The sequence below is a fragment of the Mycetocola tolaasinivorans genome (assembly GCF_003667565.1).
In the GTDB taxonomy this organism is placed as follows: domain Bacteria; phylum Actinomycetota; class Actinomycetes; order Actinomycetales; family Microbacteriaceae; genus Mycetocola; species Mycetocola tolaasinivorans.
Genome location: NZ_RCUX01000002.1, coordinates 81,545 through 103,889, shown reverse-complemented (window position 1 = coordinate 103,889; position 22,345 = coordinate 81,545). Strand labels below are relative to the sequence as shown.

General features: G+C 64.8%; 20 protein-coding genes. 5 read left to right on the top strand and 15 right to left on the bottom strand.

Annotated elements, in window-relative coordinates:
• The first annotated feature begins 1,023 nt into the window (after positions 1-1,023).
• From D9V32_RS16425 to D9V32_RS02335, 4 genes are all read left to right on the top strand, one after another.
• Positions 1,024-1,512, top strand: a complete 489-nt coding sequence (locus D9V32_RS16425) for a BNR-4 repeat-containing protein (protein ID WP_147440372.1) — start codon at positions 1,024-1,026, stop codon at positions 1,510-1,512.
• Positions 1,403-1,936: a BNR-4 repeat-containing protein gene (locus D9V32_RS02345; RefSeq protein WP_245982019.1), complete on the top strand. Its 534-nt coding sequence runs from the start codon at positions 1,403-1,405 to the stop codon at positions 1,934-1,936. The genes D9V32_RS16425 and D9V32_RS02345 overlap by 110 nt, the downstream gene beginning before the upstream one ends.
• The gene (locus tag D9V32_RS02340; protein WP_121647295.1) at positions 1,888-2,439 is read left to right on the top strand and encodes a hypothetical protein; all 552 of its coding nucleotides are present in this window, start codon (positions 1,888-1,890) and stop codon (positions 2,437-2,439) included. The genes D9V32_RS02345 and D9V32_RS02340 overlap by 49 nt, the downstream gene beginning before the upstream one ends.
• Before the next feature lie 153 nt (positions 2,440-2,592).
• Positions 2,593-3,855, top strand: coding sequence for a BNR-4 repeat-containing protein (locus tag D9V32_RS02335; protein ID WP_121647294.1), 1,263 nt, complete (start codon positions 2,593-2,595; stop codon positions 3,853-3,855).
• Positions 3,856-3,940: 85 nt separating this feature from the next.
• Here D9V32_RS02335 and D9V32_RS02330 read toward each other — a convergent pair whose 3' ends face one another.
• Together D9V32_RS02330 and D9V32_RS02325 are read right to left on the bottom strand one after the other, a co-directional pair.
• Positions 3,941-6,406: an ATP-dependent helicase gene (locus D9V32_RS02330; protein ID WP_121647293.1), complete on the bottom strand. Its 2,466-nt coding sequence runs from the start codon at positions 6,404-6,406 to the stop codon at positions 3,941-3,943.
• Between the two features lie 94 nt (positions 6,407-6,500).
• On the bottom strand, positions 6,501-7,511 hold the full coding sequence (locus D9V32_RS02325) for a glycerophosphodiester phosphodiesterase family protein (protein ID WP_121647292.1): 1,011 nt from the start codon (positions 7,509-7,511) through the stop codon (positions 6,501-6,503).
• A 192-nt stretch (positions 7,512-7,703) separates the two neighbouring features.
• Here D9V32_RS02325 and D9V32_RS02320 point away from each other — a divergent pair, with 192 nt between their 5' ends.
• Positions 7,704-8,513, top strand: coding sequence for a Bax inhibitor-1/YccA family protein (locus D9V32_RS02320; protein WP_121647291.1), 810 nt, complete (start codon positions 7,704-7,706; stop codon positions 8,511-8,513).
• An 84-nt stretch (positions 8,514-8,597) separates the two neighbouring features.
• Here the strand turns inward: D9V32_RS02320 and D9V32_RS02315 are convergent, their stop codons facing one another.
• The 13 genes from D9V32_RS02315 to malF all read right to left on the bottom strand — a co-directional run bounded on the left by D9V32_RS02315 (position 8,598) and on the right by malF (position 22,330).
• Entirely contained in the window at positions 8,598-9,014 is a 417-nt protein-coding gene (locus D9V32_RS02315; RefSeq protein WP_121647546.1) for a GNAT family acetyltransferase, read from the bottom strand.
• A gap of 359 nt (positions 9,015-9,373) precedes the next feature.
• On the bottom strand, positions 9,374-11,482 hold the full coding sequence (locus tag D9V32_RS16170) for a ParB-like protein (RefSeq protein ID WP_183086137.1): 2,109 nt from the start codon (positions 11,480-11,482) through the stop codon (positions 9,374-9,376).
• A 215-nt stretch (positions 11,483-11,697) separates the two neighbouring features.
• Entirely contained in the window at positions 11,698-13,278 is a 1,581-nt protein-coding gene (gene guaA / locus D9V32_RS02305) for a glutamine-hydrolyzing GMP synthase (RefSeq protein WP_121647545.1), read from the bottom strand.
• Entirely contained in the window at positions 13,274-13,729 is a 456-nt protein-coding gene (locus tag D9V32_RS02300; protein WP_121647290.1) for a DUF3817 domain-containing protein, read from the bottom strand. Before D9V32_RS02300 ends, guaA begins: the two co-directional genes overlap by 5 nt.
• 59 nt (positions 13,730-13,788) lie before the next feature.
• Complete coding sequence (locus D9V32_RS02295; RefSeq protein ID WP_245981954.1) at positions 13,789-14,712, bottom strand: SURF1 family protein; 924 nt, start codon at positions 14,710-14,712, stop codon at positions 13,789-13,791.
• 178 nt (positions 14,713-14,890) lie between these two features.
• Positions 14,891-15,376 (bottom strand): 2-oxo-4-hydroxy-4-carboxy-5-ureidoimidazoline decarboxylase, encoded by a 486-nt coding sequence (locus D9V32_RS02290; RefSeq protein WP_121647289.1) that lies wholly within the window; start codon positions 15,374-15,376, stop codon positions 14,891-14,893.
• On the bottom strand, positions 15,373-16,122 hold the full coding sequence (locus D9V32_RS02285; protein ID WP_121647288.1) for an amino acid ABC transporter ATP-binding protein: 750 nt from the start codon (positions 16,120-16,122) through the stop codon (positions 15,373-15,375). Before D9V32_RS02285 ends, D9V32_RS02290 begins: the two co-directional genes overlap by 4 nt.
• Positions 16,123-16,155: 33 nt before the next feature.
• Positions 16,156-16,827 carry an amino acid ABC transporter permease gene (locus tag D9V32_RS02280; RefSeq protein ID WP_147440371.1) on the bottom strand — a complete coding sequence of 224 codons (672 nt, stop codon included), beginning with the start codon at positions 16,825-16,827 and terminating at the stop codon, positions 16,156-16,158.
• Positions 16,828-16,908: 81 nt separating this feature from the next.
• Positions 16,909-17,724 (bottom strand): transporter substrate-binding domain-containing protein, encoded by an 816-nt coding sequence (locus D9V32_RS02275; RefSeq protein WP_183086136.1) that lies wholly within the window; start codon positions 17,722-17,724, stop codon positions 16,909-16,911.
• A 252-nt stretch (positions 17,725-17,976) separates the two neighbouring features.
• Complete coding sequence (locus D9V32_RS02270) at positions 17,977-18,633, bottom strand: GntR family transcriptional regulator (protein ID WP_121647285.1); 657 nt, start codon at positions 18,631-18,633, stop codon at positions 17,977-17,979.
• Positions 18,634-18,708: 75 nt separating this feature from the next.
• Positions 18,709-19,752 carry a LacI family DNA-binding transcriptional regulator gene (locus tag D9V32_RS02265; RefSeq protein ID WP_121647284.1) on the bottom strand — a complete coding sequence of 348 codons (1,044 nt, stop codon included), beginning with the start codon at positions 19,750-19,752 and terminating at the stop codon, positions 18,709-18,711.
• Positions 19,753-19,811: 59 nt separating this feature from the next.
• Positions 19,812-20,726, bottom strand: coding sequence for a sugar ABC transporter permease (locus tag D9V32_RS02260; protein WP_121647283.1), 915 nt, complete (start codon positions 20,724-20,726; stop codon positions 19,812-19,814).
• Positions 20,726-22,330: a maltose ABC transporter permease MalF gene (gene malF, locus D9V32_RS02255; RefSeq protein ID WP_121647282.1), complete on the bottom strand. Its 1,605-nt coding sequence runs from the start codon at positions 22,328-22,330 to the stop codon at positions 20,726-20,728. The genes D9V32_RS02260 and malF overlap by 1 nt, the downstream gene beginning before the upstream one ends.
• Positions 22,331-22,345: the final 15 nt, after the last annotated feature.

Genomic DNA, 22,345 nt, shown 5'->3' with positions numbered 1-22,345 from the left:
CGAACCGCACCCGCTCAGGGTTATGGCAAGAACCATCGCTCCCACAACACCGGGGGCTTTCCGCACTCTCACGTTTGCTCCAAACTCTGGGCTGGGAAGACGGGCGGGCTCGACATTATTGCCGAGCCAGCCCGCGGTACCACCTAAGCCCACACCCGTGCTCCGTAGCCCGTGGCGTTCGCCCAGCACACAAGTTGGCGGGAAATGTATCCTCTTCCAGCCCGGGGAGCATGTTCGACCCCGTGGTAGTGATCGACCGATGCATGACCGTCCTGCACGTGTCGTTTTTTACGCTCCACCACCCCAGGTTGGAGATACGGCAGCTGGCGGCCTCGGCCGGTGCTGGTTGACTAATCTGGATTCCCACCAGGGTGGTCGCGCTCAGGGCGGCCCCCACAAGAATCGTCGCGAGCTTTCTCATTTTTCCTCCATTGGAAATGGACGGCAATCGTTGCCGTCAGTTTCCAGTCAAAAGAAAAAACCAACGAAATCTCGAAAATCTGTCGCGAATTGCACGTCGCGTTGGCATGCGTTTAAACGTGCTTTCACGAGCCTCCCGGGGCCATTGTCACCTAAGGATCACGAGCGAGGCCGATTCTGTGTTCCAGTTTGGCACATGGCGATGCCCTTTTTGTGAGGTGTGGTTTCGCGTCAAAACGACGGCACCGACGACACAAAATGACACCTGATATTCAGCCCAGCTACCGGTTTTTCGGCGATTATGCCCGAAGCTCAGACCGACCCGCGTCGCATTGGGTCTGTGACTCCTAGCGCGATCAAAATTGCCACATTCAATTCACCATGGTGCCCACACAACGCGCTTTCTAGTCTTAAAGAACGATACGCAACGTATCAAAACGTCCGCGAGACGGCATCGTCTCGCGACGTCACACCTCCAGGGGGAATCGTGAAAAACTCAAGTTACTCACCGTCGGATTGACGCTGGCTGGGCTCGTGCCCATCGGAGCGGGTATCCCCGCCTCCGCACACGCCGCACCGGCCCAAACATCCGTCCGAGCCGCCGTGGGCGCCACCTCGCTTTCATGCCAGGTTCCCGGCGAAAAGCCCGTCGCCCAGACGGAGCTCGCGCTCAGCACCGAGCCCGAGAAAATGCTCGATGCACACGGCGTTGCCGCGAAGGCCTACGCCGGGTTCTATACCGATCAAGCGATCGCGACCGACGGCACCAGCACCTATGTGGCCTTCTACGCCGCCGATAAGAAACTCACCGTGGGCTCGCGCACCGGTGACACCGGCCCCTGGGCCTTCGTCACCCTGCAGAACGGGGCGGACGAAACGGAAACGCTGAAGGGTGATACCCACAACAACATCGCCATGTCGATGGCACCGGATGGCACCGGATGGCACCCTGCACATCATCGCGAACGTCCACTCCTCGGAGATGCGGTACTGGTACTCGGTGTCCGCATCGGATCCGCTGAACTTCGCGTTTGCAAAGAGCATGGTCGTTCCGCCGCAGTACAACGACAAGGGGGCGCGTTCCGACATTGAGGGATACGTCACCTATCCCGACTTCTTCACCGGCAACGATGGCGTATTCCGCCTGAAGTGGCGCCAGGGCTGGTCAAACGTCGGCCAGATATACGTCTACGAATACGACTCCGCAACCACGAGCTGGTCTAACCCGCTCGGCCGTCAGCCCGTCCGGAATGGTTGGGTGACGGATGAATACCGTTCGCCGTATCCCGACCGCATCGAGTACAACCCGGCCGACGACTTCTACTACATGTCGTACACCTGGAGGACTCGAAGCAGCGTCGCGGCGCTCACCACGATCAACCTCATCCGCACCAAGGACTTCAAGAGCTGGACCTCCGCGGCGGGTACGCCCCTCCCTCCCCCGTACAGTTCAACAACCCCGACGCCATGGTCGAGGACATTCCAGAAAACTCGGGCCTGCACAACTCGAACGTAAAGACCGGGTTCGACAGTGCCGGAAAGCCTACCGTTACCTACACGCGCGATATCGAATCCGGCACGGCTCTGAGCGTGGCCCGGTTAAATCCCGGAGGTAATGACTGGACCCTCAGCACGCTCAACCCATGGACCGGCAACACCAACTATGACGAGCCGACCAAGCTCACCGAGCTTCTCCTCAATTCGGGCACGACCGCTTCCGGTTCAAAACTCAACATCGGCCACTACTGCAAGGGCCAGATCCGCGAGCTCGCCATTGATGATGGCGATGCTGCGGGGTCTTTCGACCTGGTTTCGAACGCGCTAAAGGCCACCGACAGGCTGCCCGCATCGCTGACAAAAACGGAGTTCCCCGGAAGCAGCTACAACATCATCTACCGTACGGCAACCACGAAGTGGGCCCGAGGAACGGCCATGATGAAGTGGGAGGCCGGCGCCATGATCGCGAACAATGCCGAGCCGCAGCCCGGCAGCTATCCGGCCGAAGGCTCCACCCTCTAGTTCGCCACTACCGGCGAAAAACCCGGCGGGAAAAAGGAACTCGAGCTCAACGGACAGCCCGAGAAGTTACTCGACGCCAATGGTGTCGAGGCGAAGAGCTTCGCCGGTTTCTTCACCGATCAGGCAGTAGCCACTCGGGGAGACTCCACCTACGTGGCCTTCTATGCCGCCGACCGGACCCTGACCGTTGCACAGCGCACGGGAAACAGCGGCCCCTGGACCTTTAACACCCCGCGCGATGGCGCGGGTAATCAGGTGAAGCTGTCCGGTGATACTCGGAACAACATCGCGATGTCCATTGACTCAATCGGTCAACTGCACATCATCGCGAACGTCAATATTTCCGCGATGAACTACTGGCGCTCCGCCTCTCCCACCGACCCGACAAACCTGAAGTTTGCGAACAGCCTCGTCATCCCGGTTCAGGTGAACAAGAACGGGGAACGCACCGATGGTGAGGGCTTCGTTTCCTTCCCGCGTTTCCTGACCGATCAAAACGGTGTGCTTCGTTTGAACTTCCGCTCGGGTTGGACCAACGCCAGCATGATGTTCTCTTATGAGTTCAACGCCGACACGGGCCGCTGGCACAACCCCGTGGGTGTGGGTACCCCCGTGCTGAACGGTTGGGGCTCGGGAGGAAACCCGAACCACGGCGTCTTTACTGACGAGTTCCGCTACAACCCCGCTGACGGCCACTACTACCTGTCCTACACGTGGCAGCGAAACGGTACCGTGGCTTCGGCGCACACGGTGAACATGATCCGCACACAGGACTTCACGACGTGGTCCACCGCGCTCGGCGAGCCGATCACCATGCCCGCGCTGCACAGCACCGATGCCGCGATCGTCGCTCCGGTTCCGACAAACTCCGGGCTCCTGAACTCGAACATCAAGACGGGATTCGATAACACTGGCAAGCCCACCGTTATTTATACCCACGATTTCGAAAAAAAGACGGCCATCAGTGTCGCCCGAATCGATGAGAAGAACACGGGTTGGAACATCAGCACGCTGACCCCGTGGAACGAACGAATCGATCTCACCAACCCGAACAACTTCACCAAGCTCCTGCTGGGTTCGGGTACCACCCACAAGATGCCGAATCTCACCGTATCCTATGCCTACCAGAACGAGGTTCGCGAGCTCACCATCGGTGACGGCACCGAGATCGGAAGCTCGATGCTCATCTCCGACCGGGCAAAGCTCGTTGGGGTCATGCCCGAGTCCCTCATGAAAACTGAGTTCCCGAACGCCGCGTATCGAATCACCTCGCGCACGGCGACTTCGGACTCGGATACCGGAACCATCATCCTCAGGTGGGAAGCCGGGGCGATGATCGCCGACGGTTCCGAGCCTAATCCGAAGAACTATCCGCAGGAAGGCTCGACCCTGTTGTTCTCGGTGGCGAAGAAATAGCGGCCGCCTCAGCCTAGGCAGAACGAACAACCACGCGGGGTGTGGTGCCCAAGAACCGGGCACCATACCCCGCGTGCGTGTACCCCTAGATCTTCTCGATCGGCGCGATCTTGATCAGGAGCTTCTTGGGGCCCGCGGCGTCAAAGATAACGTGGGCGATGCGCTTGGCACCCTCGCCGGTGACCTGCTGCACGCGGCCCTCGCCGAAATCGACGTGGGTGATGCGGTCGCCCGGTACAAGCTCAAGCGTCGAGTTGTCGCGCACCTGGTTTGTGACCTGGTTGGGCCAGGCCTTCTTCTCCGGGCGGGGCAGCGCCGGAGGCTGATCCGAGCCGCCGCCATAACCGCCGCGGCCGTTCGAGAAGCCACGCCGACCGGTGGAGTTGAGCGCACGCGACTGCTGCCCGCCCCGGGAGTTGACCATGCCGGGCGACTGCCGCCACTCGATCAGCTCGGCCGGAATCTCCTGCAGGTAGCGCGACGGCATCGCGACGGCCGTCTCGCCGAACTGCGCGCGGGTCATCGCGAGCGAGAGGAACAGGCGCTTACGCGCACGGGTGATGCCCACATAGAACAGGCGACGCTCCTCGGCTGGGCCGCCGGGCTCGTTCGCCGACATCTTGTGCGGCAGCAAATCCTCCTCGATACCGGTGAGGAACACGGCCTCATACTCGAGGCCCTTCGCGGTGTGCAGGGTCATCAGAGAGACGGTACCGGAGGTGTCGTCCAGGTCGTCGGCCGCGGCCACGAGCGACACCTCGGTGAGGAAGTCGATCAGGGTGCCGTCGGGGTTGTTCTTCTCGAACTCCTTGGTCACGGCCTGGAGCTCCTCGATGTTCTCCGCGCGCGCCTCATCCTGAGGATCGCGCGAGTTACGCAGGGTTTCGAGCAGACCGCTGCGGGTGACCAGCAGCGTGAGGACGTCGGCCACAACGCCGGTGTCCGCGAGTTCCGCGGCTTCGTCGAGGAGATCGGAGAGAGCGCGGATCGATCCGGTGACCTTGGGGCCGAGCCCCAGGCCCTCAACGTTGCGCATCGCATCACGGAAGGTGAGGCCGTTGGTCTCGGCGAAGGTCGCGAGCTGGGTTTCGGTGGCCGGGCCGATACCGCGCTTCGGGGTGTTCAGGATGCGGCGCAGCGCGAGCTGGTCATCCGGGTTCACCACCGACACCAGGTAGCCGAAGGAGTCACGGATCTCGGCGCGATCGTAGAACTTCGTGCCACCCATGACCCGATACGGCAGGGCCGAGCGGATGAAGATCTCCTCGAGCGCACGGGTCTGCGCGTTGGTGCGGTAGAAGACCGCCATGTCCGAATAGGACATGCCCTCGGAGTGCAGCTTCTCGATCTCATCGGCAACAAACTGCGCCTCATCGTGGCCCGAGTAGCCGGTGAACCCGATGATCTTTTCCCCGGCGCCATCGGCCGACCACAGCTTCTTATCCTTGCGGTCGAAGTTGTTGGAGATCACGGCGTTGGCCGCCGAGAGAATGTTCTGGGTTGAGCGATAGTTCTGCTCGAGCAGCACCACCTTCGCGCCGGGGAAGTCGCGCTCAAACTCGGTGATGTTGCGGATGTCCGCGCCGCGGAAGGCATAGATCGACTGGTCGGAGTCACCTACGACGGTGAGTGAGGCGGCCTCGATGCCGGTCGGGCCCGCGCCCAGCAGGTAGTCGTCCGGTTCGGGCTGCGGTGCACGGGTGAGCTCGCGAATCAGCGAGTACTGCGCGTGGTTGGTGTCCTGATACTCGTCTACCAGAATGTGCCGGAAGCGCTTCTGGTAGGCGGCGGCCACGTGCGGGAACGCGCGGAACAGGTAGACCGTCTGGCCGATGAGGTCGTCAAAGTCGAAGGAATTGGCCCGGGCCAGCTCGCGGGTGTACCGACGGAACAGCTCGACGAACATGCGCTCGGTGGGGTCGCTCATGTTGGCATCGCGCGCATAGGCGTCGACGTCGGTCAGCTCGTTCTTGAGCTTGCTGATCTTGCTCGCAACGTTGCCCGGGGTGAGCCCCAGAACGTCTGCCTGTAGCTCCTTGATCAGGCGCTTAATCAGCACCTTGGTGTCGGAGGAGTCGTAGATGGTGAAGTTCTTCTTGAACCCGAAGTGCTCGGCCTCGCGGCGCAGAATGCGCACGCAGGCGGAGTGGAACGTGGAGATCCACATGCCCTCGGCCGCGCCACCCAGCTGCTCCTCAACGCGCTCGCGCATCTCGGCGGCGGCCTTATTGGTGAAGGTGATCGCGAGGATCTGGCTGGGCCAGGCCTCGCGACCTCGGATGAGCCCGGCGATGCGCTGCGTCAGGACGCGGGTCTTTCCCGAACCGGCACCGGCCACGATGAGCAGTGCCGGACCGCGATAGGTCACGGCCTCGAGCTGCTGCGGGTTCAGGCCGTGCGTGGTGGGGTCCTCCCCCGCGGGCAGGTCGTGCCCGAACTGCACCGAGCGCTGCGAAGAGCCGCTCTCGAACCCCGGCCCTGTTCCGGGCGGGGCGATACGCACGACCGCGGGCTCGTTGGCGGATGGGGAGGATTCGGAAGGCTGCACCATGGTGCTTCCAGTCTAGGCCGCGCCACCGACACCGCGGGGCGAGACACCCGCGATCATGCAGGTGCGTCGGGTGCCTCGCTCGGAGGCGGCGAAATCAGTGCTCGGCACCGCCGTGGTGCGCCCAGAACTCGGCGCGCGCCTCATAGGCGAGATCGGGCTGATCGGCAAAAACACCGTCGACCCCGGTCTCCAGGATCTGGCGGAACTCACGACGCCAGTCACCGTGGTGCTCCGGTCCGCCATGTCCGCGATTTTCCGGAATCAGGAAGTAGTTTTCGGGTCGCAGGGTCCACGTGTAGACCAGCAGGCCGGCCGCATGGGCAGCCGCTACCCGGGCCGCACCGAGGTCATCCAGCAGGAACGACTTTGCGAGGCTCACGCCGTGAATGCCGGGGGCGAAGGCCGCCAGGGCCTCCGGGGTCGCATAGGAGGCGTACGTGCGAGCATCCTCCCCAAGGGCCGCGATCTCGTCGGCCGGCGATCCCTCCTCATCGATCAGGTAGACGTACTGCGCATTCAGCCCGCGCTCGTGCAGGTCGGTCAATGCGGACAGCTCGAAGCTCTCAACCACCAGCGTTCGCTCGCCCCAGCCGGTGAGCTGCTGCAGGAACAGGTCGTTCATGTTGAAACCGAGGCTGCCAAAATAGGCCGAGTGCTTGATCTCGGCAACCATACCGAGGGGGCGACCGTGGTTTTGCTCCTCCTCACCGACCAGGGCGATGAGGTCCGCGAGGCACAGCACGCGCGAGCGATCATTGAACAGCACGCTGTCGTGACGCAGCTCGGGCAGACGCTCGCGGCAGGTGAGGGTGGCGATCTGCGCCCAGGTAAGGTCCTCGGTGAACCAGCCCTCGTGACGAATACCGTCCACCGTCTTGACCGTGCGGTACTCGGCGAACTCGGGGCGATCCGCGATATCCGTGGTATCGGTGATGTTGTTCTCGTGGCGCAGGACGAGCACGCCATCCCGGCTCACAACGAGATCCGGCTCGACCAGATCAGCACCCAGCTCAAACGCCAGGCGATACGCCTCATCGCTGTGCTCGGGGCGGTATCCGCTGGCACCGCGATGGCCAATAACGACGGGGGTCGGCAGCTCAGTCATGCCCCCAGGCTAACCCCCGCGAGTACGCCGGTGGTGAACACACGCCCGCGTTTACCGTGACTTCACTATTCGGCGGGCACTTCCCAGCGAATTCCGATAGATTATAGGGGTAACGGGCGCACTTACGCCGCACGAAACAGCCACGACACAGACCACCGCGCCCGATTGAGAAACCGAGAGCAGGACCCCAGCATGGCGAGCAACAACCCCGCATTCAGAAACCCCGCGTTCAACAACGGCGGTGCTCAGGCTCAGGCCGGCACCCAGGCCCAGATGAGCGCCGAGCAGCTGCAGCACCTCTACAACCAGCCCGTGGGCGCGGTTGATACCAGCGACCGCATGACGGTGGAAGACACCGTCGTCAAGACCGGTATCTCGTTCGCCATCCTGCTGGTGGGTGCCGTGGTCGGATGGGCCGTTCCCGTTCTGCTCGTCCCCGCCATGATCGTCGGATTCGTTCTGGCCATGGTCAACATCTTCAAGAAGATGCCCTCGGCTCCGCTGGTTCTGGCCTACGCCGCCGCACAGGGAATCTTCCTCGGTGCCCTCTCACTGACCTTCGAGCGCATGCTGCCCGGCATCGTGATGCAGGCCCTCATCGCCACCCTCTCGGTAATCGGTGTGACCCTCGCCCTGTTCGCCAGCGGCAAGGTCCGCGCCTCGAAGAAGGCCACCAAGATCTTCATGGTCGCCATGGTTGGTTACCTGGTGTACTCGCTCGTCAACATGATCCTCATGATGACCGGCGTCGTCACCACCGGCTTCGGCCTGAACAGCATGCCGATCGGTAACACCGGAATCCCGATTGGCGCGATCCTCGGTGTCCTGGTTGTCATCATGGCCGCCTACTCGCTCGTGCTCGACTTCGACTCGATCCAGCGCGGCGTGCAGAACCGTGCCCCGAAGATCTACGCCTGGGCCGGTGCCTTCGGCATCATGGTCACCGTGATCTGGCTGTACACCGAGATCCTGCGCCTCATCGCGATCTTCCGCAGCAACTAGGTCGCACTGCCGCCAGGCTGACACACAAAACGGCCGTCTCCCTCGGGAGGCGGCCGTTTTGTGTCGTTCAGGGTGAGCTACACGCTACACCGTGACCAGCCACTTTCCGAGCACGGCGACCTCGGCGTCCTCGTAGCCCAGGCGCTCGTAGAAGTCGATCACGGCGGTGTTGGTATCGCGCACCATGAGCTGAACCTTGACCGCGCCCGCCTCGGCGAGCCAGCGCTCGGCAGCCTCGATGATGACACGACCGAGACCGCGCCCACGGTCTGCCTCGCGCACGGCCACATAGTAGATCCAGCCACGATGGCCGTCCTCCCCCACCATCGCCGTGGCACGCAGGATTCCGTCCTCTACCAGTCCGAGTACCGAGGATGTTGCTCCGGCAAGCGCGCGTTCGGCGTCGGCCATCGGGTCATTCCAGGGGCGTGTCAGGCCGGCTTCGTGCCAGAGCGCGGCGGCCGCGGGGATCAGATCGGGGGTAATCGGGGCAACGTTCATGAATCCAGCGTAGGGGGCACCGACGGACGGCACCACGCCGGAGCAATTCAGTGCTCGCGCGACTTCGGGACCGGAGGGCACTGGTTCGTGAAACTCACCCCGGAGAGTTTCAGCGCCGCCCAGCTTCCCGACCCCTGCGAGGGCTATGCGAAGCCTATTGGCTGGTAGGGGTTGTGGGGGTGAGAGGGCGGGTTAGGTTGTGGTTTTAATTCACCCGGCCCGCAGAGGGCCGGGTTTTATTTAACCGGGGGTTTCCCCCTCACGAGTCGCCGATGCTGGGGCCCACACCACACGCGAAATCCGCCGGTCCCGTTCGGGGCCGGCGGATTTCGCGTTGCCGCATCGCGCGCTAACTCAACCTACGAGCGGGCGCTCCGCCGCCGGATCATGGCACCGGCGCCGAGCACGAGCAGGGTGAGTGCCAGCGCGGTACCGGCGAGCACATCGCTACTTCCGGTCTGGGCCAGGGGCGAGGTTGCGGGTGTCGCCGACGCACTCGCGTCCGCGGTTCCCGAGGGTGCGGAGGTTCCCGACGGGGTCGAGCTTCCCGAGGGTGCGGCGGTTTCCGACGGCGCAGCCGTCGACGACGGGTCTGCCGAGGGGTCCACCGGGGTCGAGCTGGTCGACGGGCTCGGGCTGCTTGACGGGCTCGAACTGGTCGAGGGAGACGAGCTGGTCGACGGGCTCGGGCTGCTTGACGGGCTCGAACTGGTCGAGGGCGACGAGCTGGTCGACGGAGACGGACTCACGGATGGCTCGGTCTCGGCCGCCAGCACGGTCACCGGGTTACCCGCGACCTCGGCACCGTCCCAGAGCAGCACGAGGCGCTGATCCTCGGCACCCGCGGTTTCCGGGATGGTCACGGTCTCGTCGAACGCGCCGGTGTCATCGGTGTTGATCGTCGCGAGACGGACCACGCCGGCGGGCTGGGGCGGTGCCGCGTCGAAGAGGCGGGCCAGGGCGAAGCGGGCGGCGTTCGGGTGCAGCTCCAGCGCAAAACCGGAGACGTTCGGGGCGAAGCCCGAACCCGCGATCTTTACGGTGCCGCCCTGGCGCAGTTCGCCGGTGATGCTCAGTTTGCCGTGCACGTCGCCCGGGTTGGCGGGCTGGGTCGGCTGGGTGGGCTGCACGACGGTCACGGCCGCAGAGGAGGCGGAGGCTACCGAGCTGCCGATCGCGTTGGTCGCGGTGACCGTGGCGGTGTAGGTGCCGGGGATCAGGTCCGATACCGTCGTGCTGGTGGTGCCCGCTGCCACCGTGAGGGGAGCGCGAGCGGGCTGGTCGTCACCGGAGAGTTGCACGCTGTAGCCGGTGATCGGGCTGCCGCCATCGGCCGGTGCCTGCCAGGAAACCTCGACCGAGGTGCCCGAGACGGTGAGGGTCGGCGCGGCCGGTGCCTCGGGGGCGGTCAGTACCGGGAGGGTTGCCTTATACGCCATGGCGTAGGCGATCTTGCCCGGCTTGTCATCCGAGAACGGCTTGGAGAGCTTGGCGAACTCGCCCTTGTCCACAGCCTTGCCGTCATTCCACTTCTTCAGGGTGCCGAGTTCCGCGCCCGTGAAGGTCCCAGAAATTATGGCCTTCTGCCCGGCGGCAACCTGGGCCTCGCTGATGGTCTTCACAATGGCGAGGGTGCTGTCGGCGCTGGTCGGATCCCACACCGAAAGATCGATGTTGGAGCGCTCGCGCAGCCAGTCACCCCAGAGGAACTCCTGGAACGGAATGGTGCCGGCTGTGTATCCGATGTCGCGGGCGAAGTAGAGCAGGCTGCGGTTCGGGTCGTCCTGGAAGTTCTTCAGGCCAACGCTGGCGGGCAGCTGCTGCGGGGTGATCGGGTTTCCGGCGACGTCCTTCAGCCAGGTCCATCCCTTGGCCTTCATGGTCTCCCAGAAGTCGGTCTCGGTTTCGTCGCTGAGGTTAGCCACCACGCGCAGACGCAGCGCGGTACCGAGGCCCGCACCCGGGGTCTCGGCGAACGAGGTGAGGGTGTGGTGCCCATCGGTGAGGTAGGCAACGCCGCCGGGGCCGATCACCACGGTCTTCATCGCCGCGAGGCTTTCCGGGGTTTCGCTGTTCAGCGGGATGGTGCAGGTGAATGAGGAGGGGTCACCGATGGTGGCACCGACACTCTGGGCGGCGACATCGCCCTGCCCGTTGGCCTCGCACCAGTCGCCGAGGCCCTTGTTCAGGGCGTCCTTGCCCATCGTGTAGCGCCCGACCTTGTAGTAGACCTCGTCGAAACCGACCGAGGGCTGGGTGGGGTGCACATCACCGATGCGCAGGTCGACGAGGTCTCCCGTGGAGGCCTTCAGCAGCTCGGCGGGCGTGGTGATCTGCGACGCGGGTTCGGCGTTGGCGATCACGGGCAGGGCGAGCGGTGCGGCAAGCAGGGCCGCGGCGGCGCTCGTGGCCAGCAGGTGTTTCATGCGGATGCGCGGGAGTGCTCGGGCGCGAGAGTGAGTCTGCACGTGGCTCTTTCGGTTCGGGGAGGAACGGCATCCGATGGACGCCCTCGTTGATCCTTCCCCGCCGGGGTAACCACCCGGAAACGCGTGGGTGAACACGGGGCAAACGCCCCCGAGCGAGGGACGTTCCCTGAACCGCAAACACCCCCGATTCATCAACTCGCCACAAACGACAGTGGCCGCGCTCCCGAGGGAGCGCGGCCATCATCAGTTGGGGATTACTCCCACTCGATGGTCCCCGGCGGCTTGCTGGTGACGTCGAGAACAACGCGGTTAACACCCTCAACCTCGTTGGTAATGCGGTTGGAGATCTTCGCCAGAACGTCGTAGGGCAGGCGGGTCCAGTCGGCCGTCATGGCGTCCTCGGAGCTCACCGGACGCAGCACGATCGGGTGACCGTAGGTGCGGCCATCGCCCTGAACGCCCACGGAGCGAACGTCGGCGAGCAGCACAACCGGGCACTGCCAGATTTCCTGGTCCAGGCCGGCCTCGGTCAGCTCGGCGCGCACGATGGCGTCGGCCTTACGCAGCAGGTCGAGGCGCTCGCGGGTAACCTCACCGACGATGCGGATTCCCAGGCCGGGGCCGGGGAAGGGCTGGCGGCCCACGATAACCTCGGGCAGACCCAGCTCGCGACCAATGGCTCGCACCTCGTCCTTGAACAGGGCGCGCAGCGGCTCGACCAGCTCGAAGGTGAGGTCCTCGGGCAGACCACCCACGTTGTGGTGGCTCTTGATGTTGGCGGTACCGGTACCGCCACCGGACTCCACGACGTCCGGGTACAGGGTGCCCTGAACCAGGAAGCGGATGGGGTCGCCATCCTGCTCGCGAGACTCGGCGATGAGGTCGGCCTGGGCCTTCTCGAAGGTGCGGATGAACTCGCGGCCGATGATCTTGCGCTTGGTCTCGGGGTCGGTCACACCGGCGAGGGCGGTCTCGAACTGCTCAACGGCGTCGATCGTGACCAGGCGCACACCGGTGGCCTTCACGTAGTCTTCCTCAACCTGGCGACGCTCGTCCTGACGCAGCAGACCGTGGTCCACAAACACGCAAACGAGCTGGTCACCGACGGCCTTGTGCACGATCGCGGCGGCAACGGCCGAGTCGACACCACCGGAGAGGCCACAGATGACCTTGCCGGTACCGACCTGAGCCTGGATCTTTGCAACCTGCTCGGCAATGACGTTGCCGGAGTTCCAGTCGCCGGGGATGCCGGCGGCCTTGTGCAGGAAGTTGACCAGGAGGTCCTGACCGTACTCGGAGTGCTTGACCTCGGGGTGCCACTGCACGCCGTAGAGCTTGCGCTCATCATTAGCGAAGGCGGCAACCGGGGTGCCCTCGGTCGAGGCCAGAACCTCGAAACCCTCGGGGGCGCGGGAGACGGAGTCTCCGTGGCTCATCCACACGGTCTGGGCGGCGGGCTGGTCGCCCAGCAGCACGCCCTCGTCCTCGATTGCGACGGCGGTCGAGCCGTACTCGCGGGCACCGGTCTTGGCTACCTCGCCGCCGAGGGCGGTGGCCATGACCTGGAAGCCGTAGCAAATGCCGAAGGTCGGCACGCCGAGCTCGAAGATGGCCGGGTCAAACCCGGGCGCACCCTCCTCGTACACGCTGGACGGGCCACCGGACAGCACGAGGCCGGCCGGGTTCTTGGCGGCCACCTCTGCGGCGGTGATCGAGTGCGGGACCAGCTCGGAGTAAACCCCGGCCTCCCGAACACGACGGGCGATCAGCTGCGCGTACTGCGCACCAAAATCAACAACGAGAACCGGTCGGTTCTCCAGGGACTGCTCGCTAATGGGAAGGCTCCACTTCTGCTTGGTGAGCGTTGGGGGTATTCGCGCCGTTGCGCGAGGAAATCTGTGTGCGGGCCTTGCGGACGATCTGCACTTCAAGGAAGAAGGAGAGGAACGGGATCACGCCGCCGAGGGCCATCAGTACCAGCCAAACGATGCCCCAGCGCATGAGCGACCAGACGCGGAAGATGGACACCAGGTAGACCACGTAGAACCAGCCGTGCACGATCAACAGGCCGAGCGAGATGTTGATCGCTTCGACGGTGCCGTCCGGCACAAGTGCCAGGAACCCGAATGCTCCGCCCATCTCGATCTCCATGCGGAACCACCACTTGAGTAGCACCTCGCCGCAGAGCAGCAGGAGCAGCACACCGGTGATCACCGAGGTGATCTGGTAAAAGCGGAGGGCTCCGGGAATCTTGGGCAGGTCGCGTTCGCGCGGCTGGAGAGGCATACCCCTAGTCTACGCCACACAAACCGGATGCAATCCGGGCCTGCACGCGCGTTTGCGGGCTACTCGAAGGGTGAGGGATCGCCGCGCTTTTCGGCCGCCTCATCCACTTCCTTCTCCCAGGCGTCGCGGGTCAGGCGGTACCAGAGGAACACGGCGAATCCGGCGAAGACCGCCCACTCGATCGCGTAGAAGATGTTGAGCCAGTTGAGTTCAAGCTCCATGACCGGCTTCGGGGCGTCGATCTTGGTGAGGCCATCCGGTGCCTCAAACGAGATGAGGTACGGCAGGTAGACCTCGCCCGCGGGGCCGTCCCAGACGTTGATCAGCGCAGCGACGGACATCTCGTTCAGGAGGAAGGGATCGGGCGTCTTCGCATCGAGGGCCAGCGGGCCCTGCGGCGGCACCAGGCGGCCGGTGAGATCCATCGGGGTGGCCGCGGTGGCGCTGAGGCGATCGACGATGCCCTGCGCATCGGCGCGGGTGGGGGCCCAGCCGAGAGCCACGGCCATCGAGGCTGGCTGCGCGCCATCGACGCGGAAGTGACCGGTGACCCAGAAGCCCTTCACGTCGCCGTTCAGGCGGGTGCCGAGAATCACATAGTCGCCGGGTACGAACTCGCCCGAGAGCGATACCTGCTGCCCCACGATCACATCGTGCAGCGGCTCTCCGGGCTTGATCACGGTCTGCAGCGGCACCATCACCTCGGTGGGGCCGGCCAGGTTCGGGTCCACGGCCACGGCACGGGCGAGCTGCCACTGACCGAGCGCGGCAAACGCACCGGCGATGACCAGTGCGAGCACGAGTACGCCGATCCAGCGCGGCCGCCGCATAACCTGAGCCAGACGGGGATCCCCCGGTGCCAGCACCACATCGCGCAGCTTCTTGCGCTTCGCGGGCTTCTCATCCTCGTGAACCGGCGGCACCCCCGACGGGTTCGGTGCCGGATCGGCGCCGTGGCTGGGGTCCTGGATTCGGGAGGTCATCGAGATCGCGATCTTTCTTCCGGATTGCACGGATGGGATGTGCGCACGGGTTCCGTTCCGCGAAACGCGATTCGAAACGCACGAGGCGCACCCTTCAATGATCGGTTACCCGAAGCGAATCCCGAAATCGAGGCCGGGGAGTGGCCGCCCGTCGGGTCGCGCGCGAGGCCGCCCCACGCTACCACTCGGCGAGCAGCACCCGAAGCCGGCGCGTCCCGATATCCGCGAGCGCGTGCAGAACCTCCCGGTGTTCAGCAGCGTCGTCCAAGAGCAGTCGACGGTTGAGCTCCGCCAGGATTTCCGCGGGGGTTCGCTCGGCTGCCCGAACGAGAAAAATGCGCCCAAAAACGCGCTCATACTCGATGTTGCCTGCACGAATCAGTGCGCGCTCCGCCGAGGCGTGTACCCCGAACTGCTCGGACCGAGACAGATTCGAGCGAGAATCGGATCCCGTCACGCTCGCCCCGATACGCGGATGGTGCGACAGTGCCTCCGCCAGTTCCGCTTCTCCCACCGTATGCATGGTGGCCCAGACCGCCCCACACACGGCATCGGCATCGGCGTATGGCCCCGCGGCCACGATGCGTTCCGTCCAGGCCGGAACCCCCAGAGCAGTGTTGAGGGAATTCCCCAGATCGGGAAATCCCGCGTTATCGGCGGTCATCGGCTGAGCGCCGAGGCGAACGCCCGCACCCGCTCGTGGGCAAAGACCTCCTCGGGGGTTCCGGAAACTCGAATCTCCCCGGCCTCCATGAACACCACCCGGTCGGATACCTCACGGGCAAAACTCATCTCGTGGGTCACAACCACCATGGTGGTTCCGGTCGCGGCCAGTGTGGTCATGATGTCGAGCACCTCTCCCACCAGCTCGGGATCGAGCGCCGAGGTGGGCTCATCAAAGAGCAGCACCGCGGGTTCCATCGCGAGCGCCCGGCAGATCGCCACCCGCTGCTGCTGCCCACCCGAGAGGGAACCGGGATACACGTCGGCCTTATCCGCCAGCCCCACGGTGGCGAGAAGCTCACGCCCACGACGATCCGCTTCGGCCCGCGAGACCCGCTGCACCACCCGCGGCCCCTCGGTAATGTTTTCCAACACCGTGTGGTGGGGCCACAGGTTGAACTGCTGGAACACCATCCCCAGCCTCGACCGATACCCGGTGAGGCCGAATCGGTTGCGCAGGGTCAGCGCCCCGTGACGGTTACGTCGATAGTCGACGCGGGTGCCCTCCAGCATGATCTCGCCGGAGCTCGGCACCTCCAGCAGGTTGAGGCAGCGCAGGAGCGAGCTCTTGCCCGCACCGCTTGGTCCGATGACGGTCACAACCTCACCGCGGGCGATGTGGAGGGAAACATCACGCAGGACGTGGGTGGTGCCGTAGTGCTTCTGGAGGTTCGCGATGGTCAGCATTGTTGTCCTTAGATCCCGGTCGGGTGGGTGGGGCTAGGCGGCGTGGGTGCGCAGTCGGCGTTCCACGAGCAGCTGGGCGAGCATCAGCAGGCTCGTGACGGCGAGATACAGTACGCCGGCGACGCCGAGGGTTTCGAGCGGGCTAAAGCTCGCGTTGTAGGCCTTCTGCGCCTGAAACATCAGATCCGGCACGGTGATGACGGCCACCTGAGCGGACTCCTTCATCATGATGACGCAGTTGCTGATGTAGGGCGGGAGCATGAGCCGCACCGTCTGCGGCAGGGTAATACGGGTGGCGATCTGCAGCGGGTTCATCCCCACCGCGGTGGCGGCCTCGAGGTGCCCGCGCGGGACGGCGTTCAGCCCCGACCGGATGATCTCCGACATAAACGAGGTCGAGTTCACGGTCATGGCGATGATGCCCGCGGTGAGGGCGTCAAGGCGCACACCAAACTGGGGCAGCGCGTAGTAGAAGAAAAAGAGGCTCAGGATCAGGGGGATTCCGCGGAATACCCACACGTAGGTGGCCGAGATCCAGCGCAGTGGGGCGATCTTTGATCCGCGCATGAGCGCGACCAGATAGCCAAAAACAGTGGAGAGCACGATGGCGGTCAGGACCACCTGCAGGGTTACCCCGAGCCCCTGAATAAACATCGGAAAGTAGCGGGCAACGAGGTCAAAATTGAAGCCGTTCACGGCGGTCACGCTCCTAGGACGGGGTGGGAGGGAGGGTCGCGGCGATGTGCCGCGGCGGCCCTGCCGTGGAGGCGGGGCTGCCGCGGAGGTCTAGTCGGTGAAGCCGGGGATACCGAAACCGAACCACTTATCGGCGAGCTTGCCCGCGGTGCCGTCCGCCCGCAGCGCGGCGATCGCCTCGTTGACCTGCGAAATCAGCTCGGTGTTCCCCTTGGCAATACCGACAGCGGCCGGGAGCAGCGCGTAGGGTTCGCCGGCGATATCGAGGGGGACCCCACCGGTGGTGTCGGCCTTCACAAACGTGGTGGCGGGAATCTTGCCCGAGGCGAAGATATCGATACGGCCGTTCTTGACGTCCTGGAATCCGCTCGGGGCATCCGGGTACTCAACGAGGTCAGCATATCCGCCGATCTTCTCGATGGTCTTCTGATACCCGGATCCACCGATCACGCCGACGCGCAGTCCGTCGAGGTGGGAGATGTCGCTGACCTTCGAGTTCTCGGTGTCCGCAACGGCGACGACGCCGTCGGCCAGGTACGGGTCGGAGAAGGCGATGGCCTCCTCACGCTCGGGAGTGATCGTGAGCGACGACATCACGGCGTCATACTGCCCGCCCTGCAAGCCGGTGAGGAGCCCGGCCAGCTGTCCCTCAACAAACTTCACCGGGCGGCCCAGTTTTTCCGCGATCGCGGTGCCCATGTCGATATCAAAACCGGTCAGGGTGCCACCATCGGTGAAGGTGATCGGGTTGTAGGTGCCACTGGTTCCGATGATGAACGGTTTCTCCGTCTCGGAGGCGGGACCGGATGAGGCCGGGGCAGCCTCACTGGTGGAACTACACCCGGCGGTCACCAGCCCGAGGCTGAGAACGGAGGCGACGGCAAGAATCAGGGTGCTCTTTTTCACGGTGGTCCTTTTCGGGTGAGCATCCACCGGGCAGGTGCTGCTCGCGCCGGGTGGGTGCAACGGACGGGTGAGGGAAACCAACACCCATTTGGTATACCCATTAACGTAGGGGTGCTTTGTTACCGCGAGAGACCCTCAATGTGTCCGCCGTGTAAATTGGCGCAATTACAGGCCATGCGCATCCAGGCTCACCGAATTACAGGACAGCAGTACCGCACGTAGAAGTGGTTTGGTATACCAAATCGTGATAATTCACGAGGGTGTGCCGAGACGTCCCTCAAGCGCGGCGATCGAACGCCCCCGAGCGAGTTCGACGTGCGCGAGCGCGAGCGCCTCGGCGGCAGCCGCAGAGCCGGAGAGTACGGCCTCCACCAGGCGGCGGTGTTCGCCACGCGCCGGTGCCGGATCGACCTCGGTGGGAACACGGGCGAGCCGCCGGTCGCGGTCCTCCAGTGCGCGCAGCATCCGCTCCAGCAGCGCATGATCGGCGAGGGCGTTGATCTCCGCGTGAATGCGCGCGGCCGCCTCTCCCGCATGTAGGGAGTCCTCAGCACCGTGCTCGTCTGCGAGAGCCGCGCGCAGCGCGGTGGCATCAGCTCCGGCGGCCACCGCCTCGGCCGCGCGTCGAGCCGCAAGCGGCTCCAGCCGCGCCCGCACGTCAAACAGCTCCTGCGCGTCGGTGATGGACACCGTGCTGATTACCGCCCCGCGGCGAGCCGCGATGGTCACGAGCCCCGCCTCGGCCAGCCGGGGAAGTGCGTCGCGCACGGGCACGCGCGAGACGTTGAGTTCGGCCGCGATTTCACGTTCGAGGAGACGCTCGCCCGGCAGCAACCTGCCGTCGATTATGCGTTCACGCAGCTGCTCAAAGACGTAGTCTCCGCGCGTGCGAATATCCTCGGATCCCATATGCACACCCTAGCAATACGGGCCGCACATTCTCCGGCCTGCCGGGCGGCCGGGGAGACCGCGTGCGGTGCGGGTCTAGGCGCGCGGCCGCGCGGTCGAGTCGCGCACGATCAGCGTGGTGGGCAGCAGCATCTCCACCGCCGGGGGTGCCTCGACCGGGTCGGCGGTCGCGGTGTCGGCGAGCGGCGCATTCAGGCGTTCGATCAGCAGCTTGGCTGCCGTCCGGCCCTGTTCTGCCGGGTACTGCGCCACGGTGGTGAGGCCAAAGAACTCGCCATCCGGCACGCCGTCGAGCCCCACAACGGAGAGATCGGCGGGCACGGTGAGGCCGAGCTCGCGGGCAGCGAGAATCGCGCCGATGGCCATCACGTCTGAGGCCGCGACGATCGCGGTGGGGCGATCCCTCGGTACCCCGAGGATCTGCTTGGCCGCGTCGTTTCCGCCGCGCAGGGTGAAGTCCGCGCCGCGTTCGAGTGCCGGTTCGATCTCGATGCCCGCGTCGATCAGCGCATCGCGGTACCCGAGCTGACGCATCGTGGGCAGGTGGAAGTCGAGGTCGAAGTCCGCCGAACCACCGATGTAGGCGATGCGGGTGTGGCCGAGCGCGATCAGGTGCTCGGTCGCGAGCCGCACCGAGGCGCGGTCATCGATCGCGAGGGCCGTGACCCCGGGCAGCGGACCGCCGAGGCCCACCACGGGCTTGCGCAGCGAGACCAGTCGCCCGGCCTCCTCGGGGGTGAGTTCCAGACCGATCGCGAGCACCGCATCGACCCGCTGCCGCAGCAGGAGATCGTCAAACACGCGGGCGCGCGCATCGTCGCCCCCGGAGAGGTTGTACAGCGTGAGGTCATACCCCTGCTCCTGCAGGGCCGACTGCGCGCCCTCCACCACGGCCGCGAAGAACCAGTGACTGAGGAACGGCACCACGACCCCGACGTTGCGGGTGCGGCCGGACGCCAGCCCGGATGCGCTCGACGAGACCACGTAGCCCAGCTCGCGCGCGGCCTCGTGGACCCGCGCGCGGGTGCCCTCGGCCACGTAGCCGCGACCGCTCAGGGCGCGCGATACCGTGGCCGTGGAAACCCGGGCTCGCTCGGCGACCTCGTCGATACCAACCATCCCGGTCCTTTCTGGGCGCGGAGGGGTCCGCGGGTGAAGTGGTTCCAGTGTAGCGATGCCTACTTGACCGCGCCCGCGGTCAGACCGCCGACGATGTACTTCTGGAGGAAGAGGAACAGTGCCATGACCGGGAGAGCCGCGAGCACGGCACCGGCGGCGAACACGCTCCAGTTGGAGGAGAACTCCTGCGACACGAACTGGTACAGGCCCACGGCGAGGGTCTGCTTCTCCGGGGAGACCAGCACGACGCTCGCGATCACGAAGTCATTGGTCGTCGCGATGAACGCGAGCAGGCCGACCACGGCGAGAATCGGGGCGACCAGGCGCAGGATGATCGTGAAGAAGATCCGGGCGTGGCTCGCGCCATCCAGTTTGGCGGCCTCATCGATCGCGGCCGGCACGGTGTTGAAGAACCCGTACATCAGGTAGGTGTTGACGCCGAGCGCGCCACCGAGGTAGACCATGATCAGCGCGACCTGGTTGTCGAGACCGAGCGCCGGGAAGATATCGCCGATACCGGTGAGCAGCAGGAAGATCGCGACCACGGCGAGCAGCTGCGGGAAGATCTGCACCACGAGCAGGGTCAGCAGGCCCACGCGGCGGCCGGCAAAGCGCATCCGGCTGAAGCAGTAGGCGGCCAGGGCACCGAGGAACACGGTGCCGGCGGCGGTGATCAACCCGATGGTGAGGGTGTTTCCAAACCACGCGGCATAGGGCTGCTGCGGGGAGTTGAACAGCTTCGTGTAGCTGTCAAAACCGATGGTCGAGAACAGACCGTTCGAGCTCAGCAGCGTACCGCCGGGGTTCAGCGAGGCCGAGAGCACGTACAGCAGGGGGAAGACCGAGAACACGATCATGACCCAGCCGACAAGGTGACGCCAGCCGGTGGCCAGGAACCAGCGACGCGCCTTGAAGCCGCGGCGATCGCGCGCCCGGGTGGAGGGCGTGGACGGGGTGAGGGTGGGTGCGCTCATTAGTTCAGCTCCTCCAGGGCCTTGGTTTGACGGAAGCTCACGATCGCGATGATCGCGACCACGATGAAGATCAGGATCGAGAAGGCGCTCGCGAGACCGTAGTCTCGGTCGGCCCCCACAAACGCCACCTTGTAGACCATCGAGATGAGGATGTCGGTGCCACCCACGTTGATCGAGGCGGAGGCATCACGCGGGCCTCCCCCGGTGAGCATGTACACCAGGTTGAAGTTGTTGAAGTTGAACGCAAACGAGGAGATCAGCAGCGGGGCCACCGAGACCAGCAGCAGCGGAAGCTTGATCTTCTTGAATATCTGGAACGGGTTGGCGCCGTCCATCTTCGCGGCCTCCTGCACGTCGTCCGGGATGGACTGCAGCGCACCCATACACACGAGGAACATGTAGGGGAAGCCGAGCCAGAGGTTTACGAACAGGATGCTGACCTTCCCGAGGAAGGCGTCGGTCAGCCAGGGGATGTGGGCACCGCCGAACAGCTCGAGGTTGATGAACCCGAAGTCGCGGTTGAGCAGGCCCGCCCACACCAGCGCCCCGAGGAACGAGGGGAACGCGTACGGCAGGATGATGAGCACGCGGTAGAACGCGCGGCCCCGCATGCGCATGTCGTTGAAGACGATCGCGAGGAACAGGCCGAGGGCGAAGGTGGTGAGCACCGAGAGCAGCGCGAAGACGAACGTCCAGATGGTGACGCCGATCAGCGGGCCGCGGATGCCGTCATCGGTGATGGCCTTGACGTAGTTGTCGAAGCCCACGCCGATCGACCAGCCGGGCTTGAGCTGCTTTCCGTCCGGGGCGGCGAAGGCGCCCACGCCGGTGTCGGAGTACACGGTGCCGGTCTTGGTGTCCGTCATGGTGTCGGCCCTGGCATCGTAGTGCAGGCTCGAGAGGTAGAGGAAGGCGCTCGAGCCATCCGGGGTGCGCAGCGATCCGTCGTTGGGGTCATCGGAGATGGGCACCTGAAGGTCCACGATGGCCTTCTGGTTGTCCACGATGTCCGTGAAGTTGAGGGATTCCTTGCCGGGCAGGGCGGTCGCCTTGTCACCGGTCATGGTGGCGTCGGTGACGCGCTCGAGCGGGTGCTCGGCGGTGCCGTAGGACACCTCGCCCTTCGGGTCGGTCACCAGGAAGCCGAAGTCGCCGCCGTCCCGCACAACGGTGAGCGCGTATGTGGAGGAATCCGGCACGCGCTCCTGAGCCGACTGCATCAGCGCGGTGATCGCATCCTCCTTGGTGGAGTTGTGACCCGAACCGTAGTTGGTGAAGGAGATGTATCCGGTGTAGCCGATCACAAACACCTGGAACACCAGGAGGAAGATCAGACCGGGGGTGAGGTACTTCATCGCGAGCGTGCGCTTGGAGAAGTACACGTAGTTGATGGCCACCAGCGCGGCGGCGAGGATCGCGAAGACGATCCAGTTGTGCTGGGCGGCCAGCATGAACATCGCGTAGATGCCGAGGGCATCCACCAGGCCGAGGAGGACGATCTTGATGAGGATCGCCCAGAGGGAACCACCAGCCATCTCGGCCAGCCGCGCGGCACCGCGCGAGCGGCGCGCTCGGGTCTGGGGTGAGGGGGTGCGTGAACTCATGTTTTTCCTGTTTCT

Bases quoted from the DNA above. Each gene is read 5' to 3' on its own strand.
- D9V32_RS02325 (WP_121647292.1), bottom strand. From the start codon at position 7,511: ATGACTGAGCTGCCGACCCCCGTCGTTATTGGCCATCGCGGTGCCAGC.
- D9V32_RS02270 (WP_121647285.1), bottom strand. From the start codon at position 18,633: ATGGGATCCGAGGATATTCGCACGCGCGGAGACTACGTCTTTGAGCAG.
- D9V32_RS02260 (WP_121647283.1), bottom strand. From the start codon at position 20,726: ATGAGCGCACCCACCCTCACCCCGTCCACGCCCTCCACCCGGGCGCGC.
- D9V32_RS02290 (WP_121647289.1), bottom strand. From the start codon at position 15,376: ATGACCGCCGATAACGCGGGATTTCCCGATCTGGGGAATTCCCTCAAC.
- D9V32_RS02295 (WP_245981954.1), bottom strand. From the start codon at position 14,712: ATGACCTCCCGAATCCAGGACCCCAGCCACGGCGCCGATCCGGCACCG.
- D9V32_RS02265 (WP_121647284.1), bottom strand. From the start codon at position 19,752: ATGGTTGGTATCGACGAGGTCGCCGAGCGAGCCCGGGTTTCCACGGCC.
- D9V32_RS02345 (WP_245982019.1), top strand. From the start codon at position 1,403: ATGCGGTACTGGTACTCGGTGTCCGCATCGGATCCGCTGAACTTCGCG.
- D9V32_RS02300 (WP_121647290.1), bottom strand. From the start codon at position 13,729: ATGCCTCTCCAGCCGCGCGAACGCGACCTGCCCAAGATTCCCGGAGCC.
- D9V32_RS02315 (WP_121647546.1), bottom strand. From the start codon at position 9,014: ATGAACGTTGCCCCGATTACCCCCGATCTGATCCCCGCGGCCGCCGCG.
- D9V32_RS02285 (WP_121647288.1), bottom strand. From the start codon at position 16,122: ATGCTGACCATCGCGAACCTCCAGAAGCACTACGGCACCACCCACGTC.
- D9V32_RS02330 (WP_121647293.1), bottom strand. From the start codon at position 6,406: ATGGTGCAGCCTTCCGAATCCTCCCCATCCGCCAACGAGCCCGCGGTC.
- malF (WP_121647282.1), bottom strand. From the start codon at position 22,330: ATGAGTTCACGCACCCCCTCACCCCAGACCCGAGCGCGCCGCTCGCGC.
- D9V32_RS02320 (WP_121647291.1), top strand. From the start codon at position 7,704: ATGGCGAGCAACAACCCCGCATTCAGAAACCCCGCGTTCAACAACGGC.
- D9V32_RS02340 (WP_121647295.1), top strand. From the start codon at position 1,888: ATGGTCGAGGACATTCCAGAAAACTCGGGCCTGCACAACTCGAACGTA.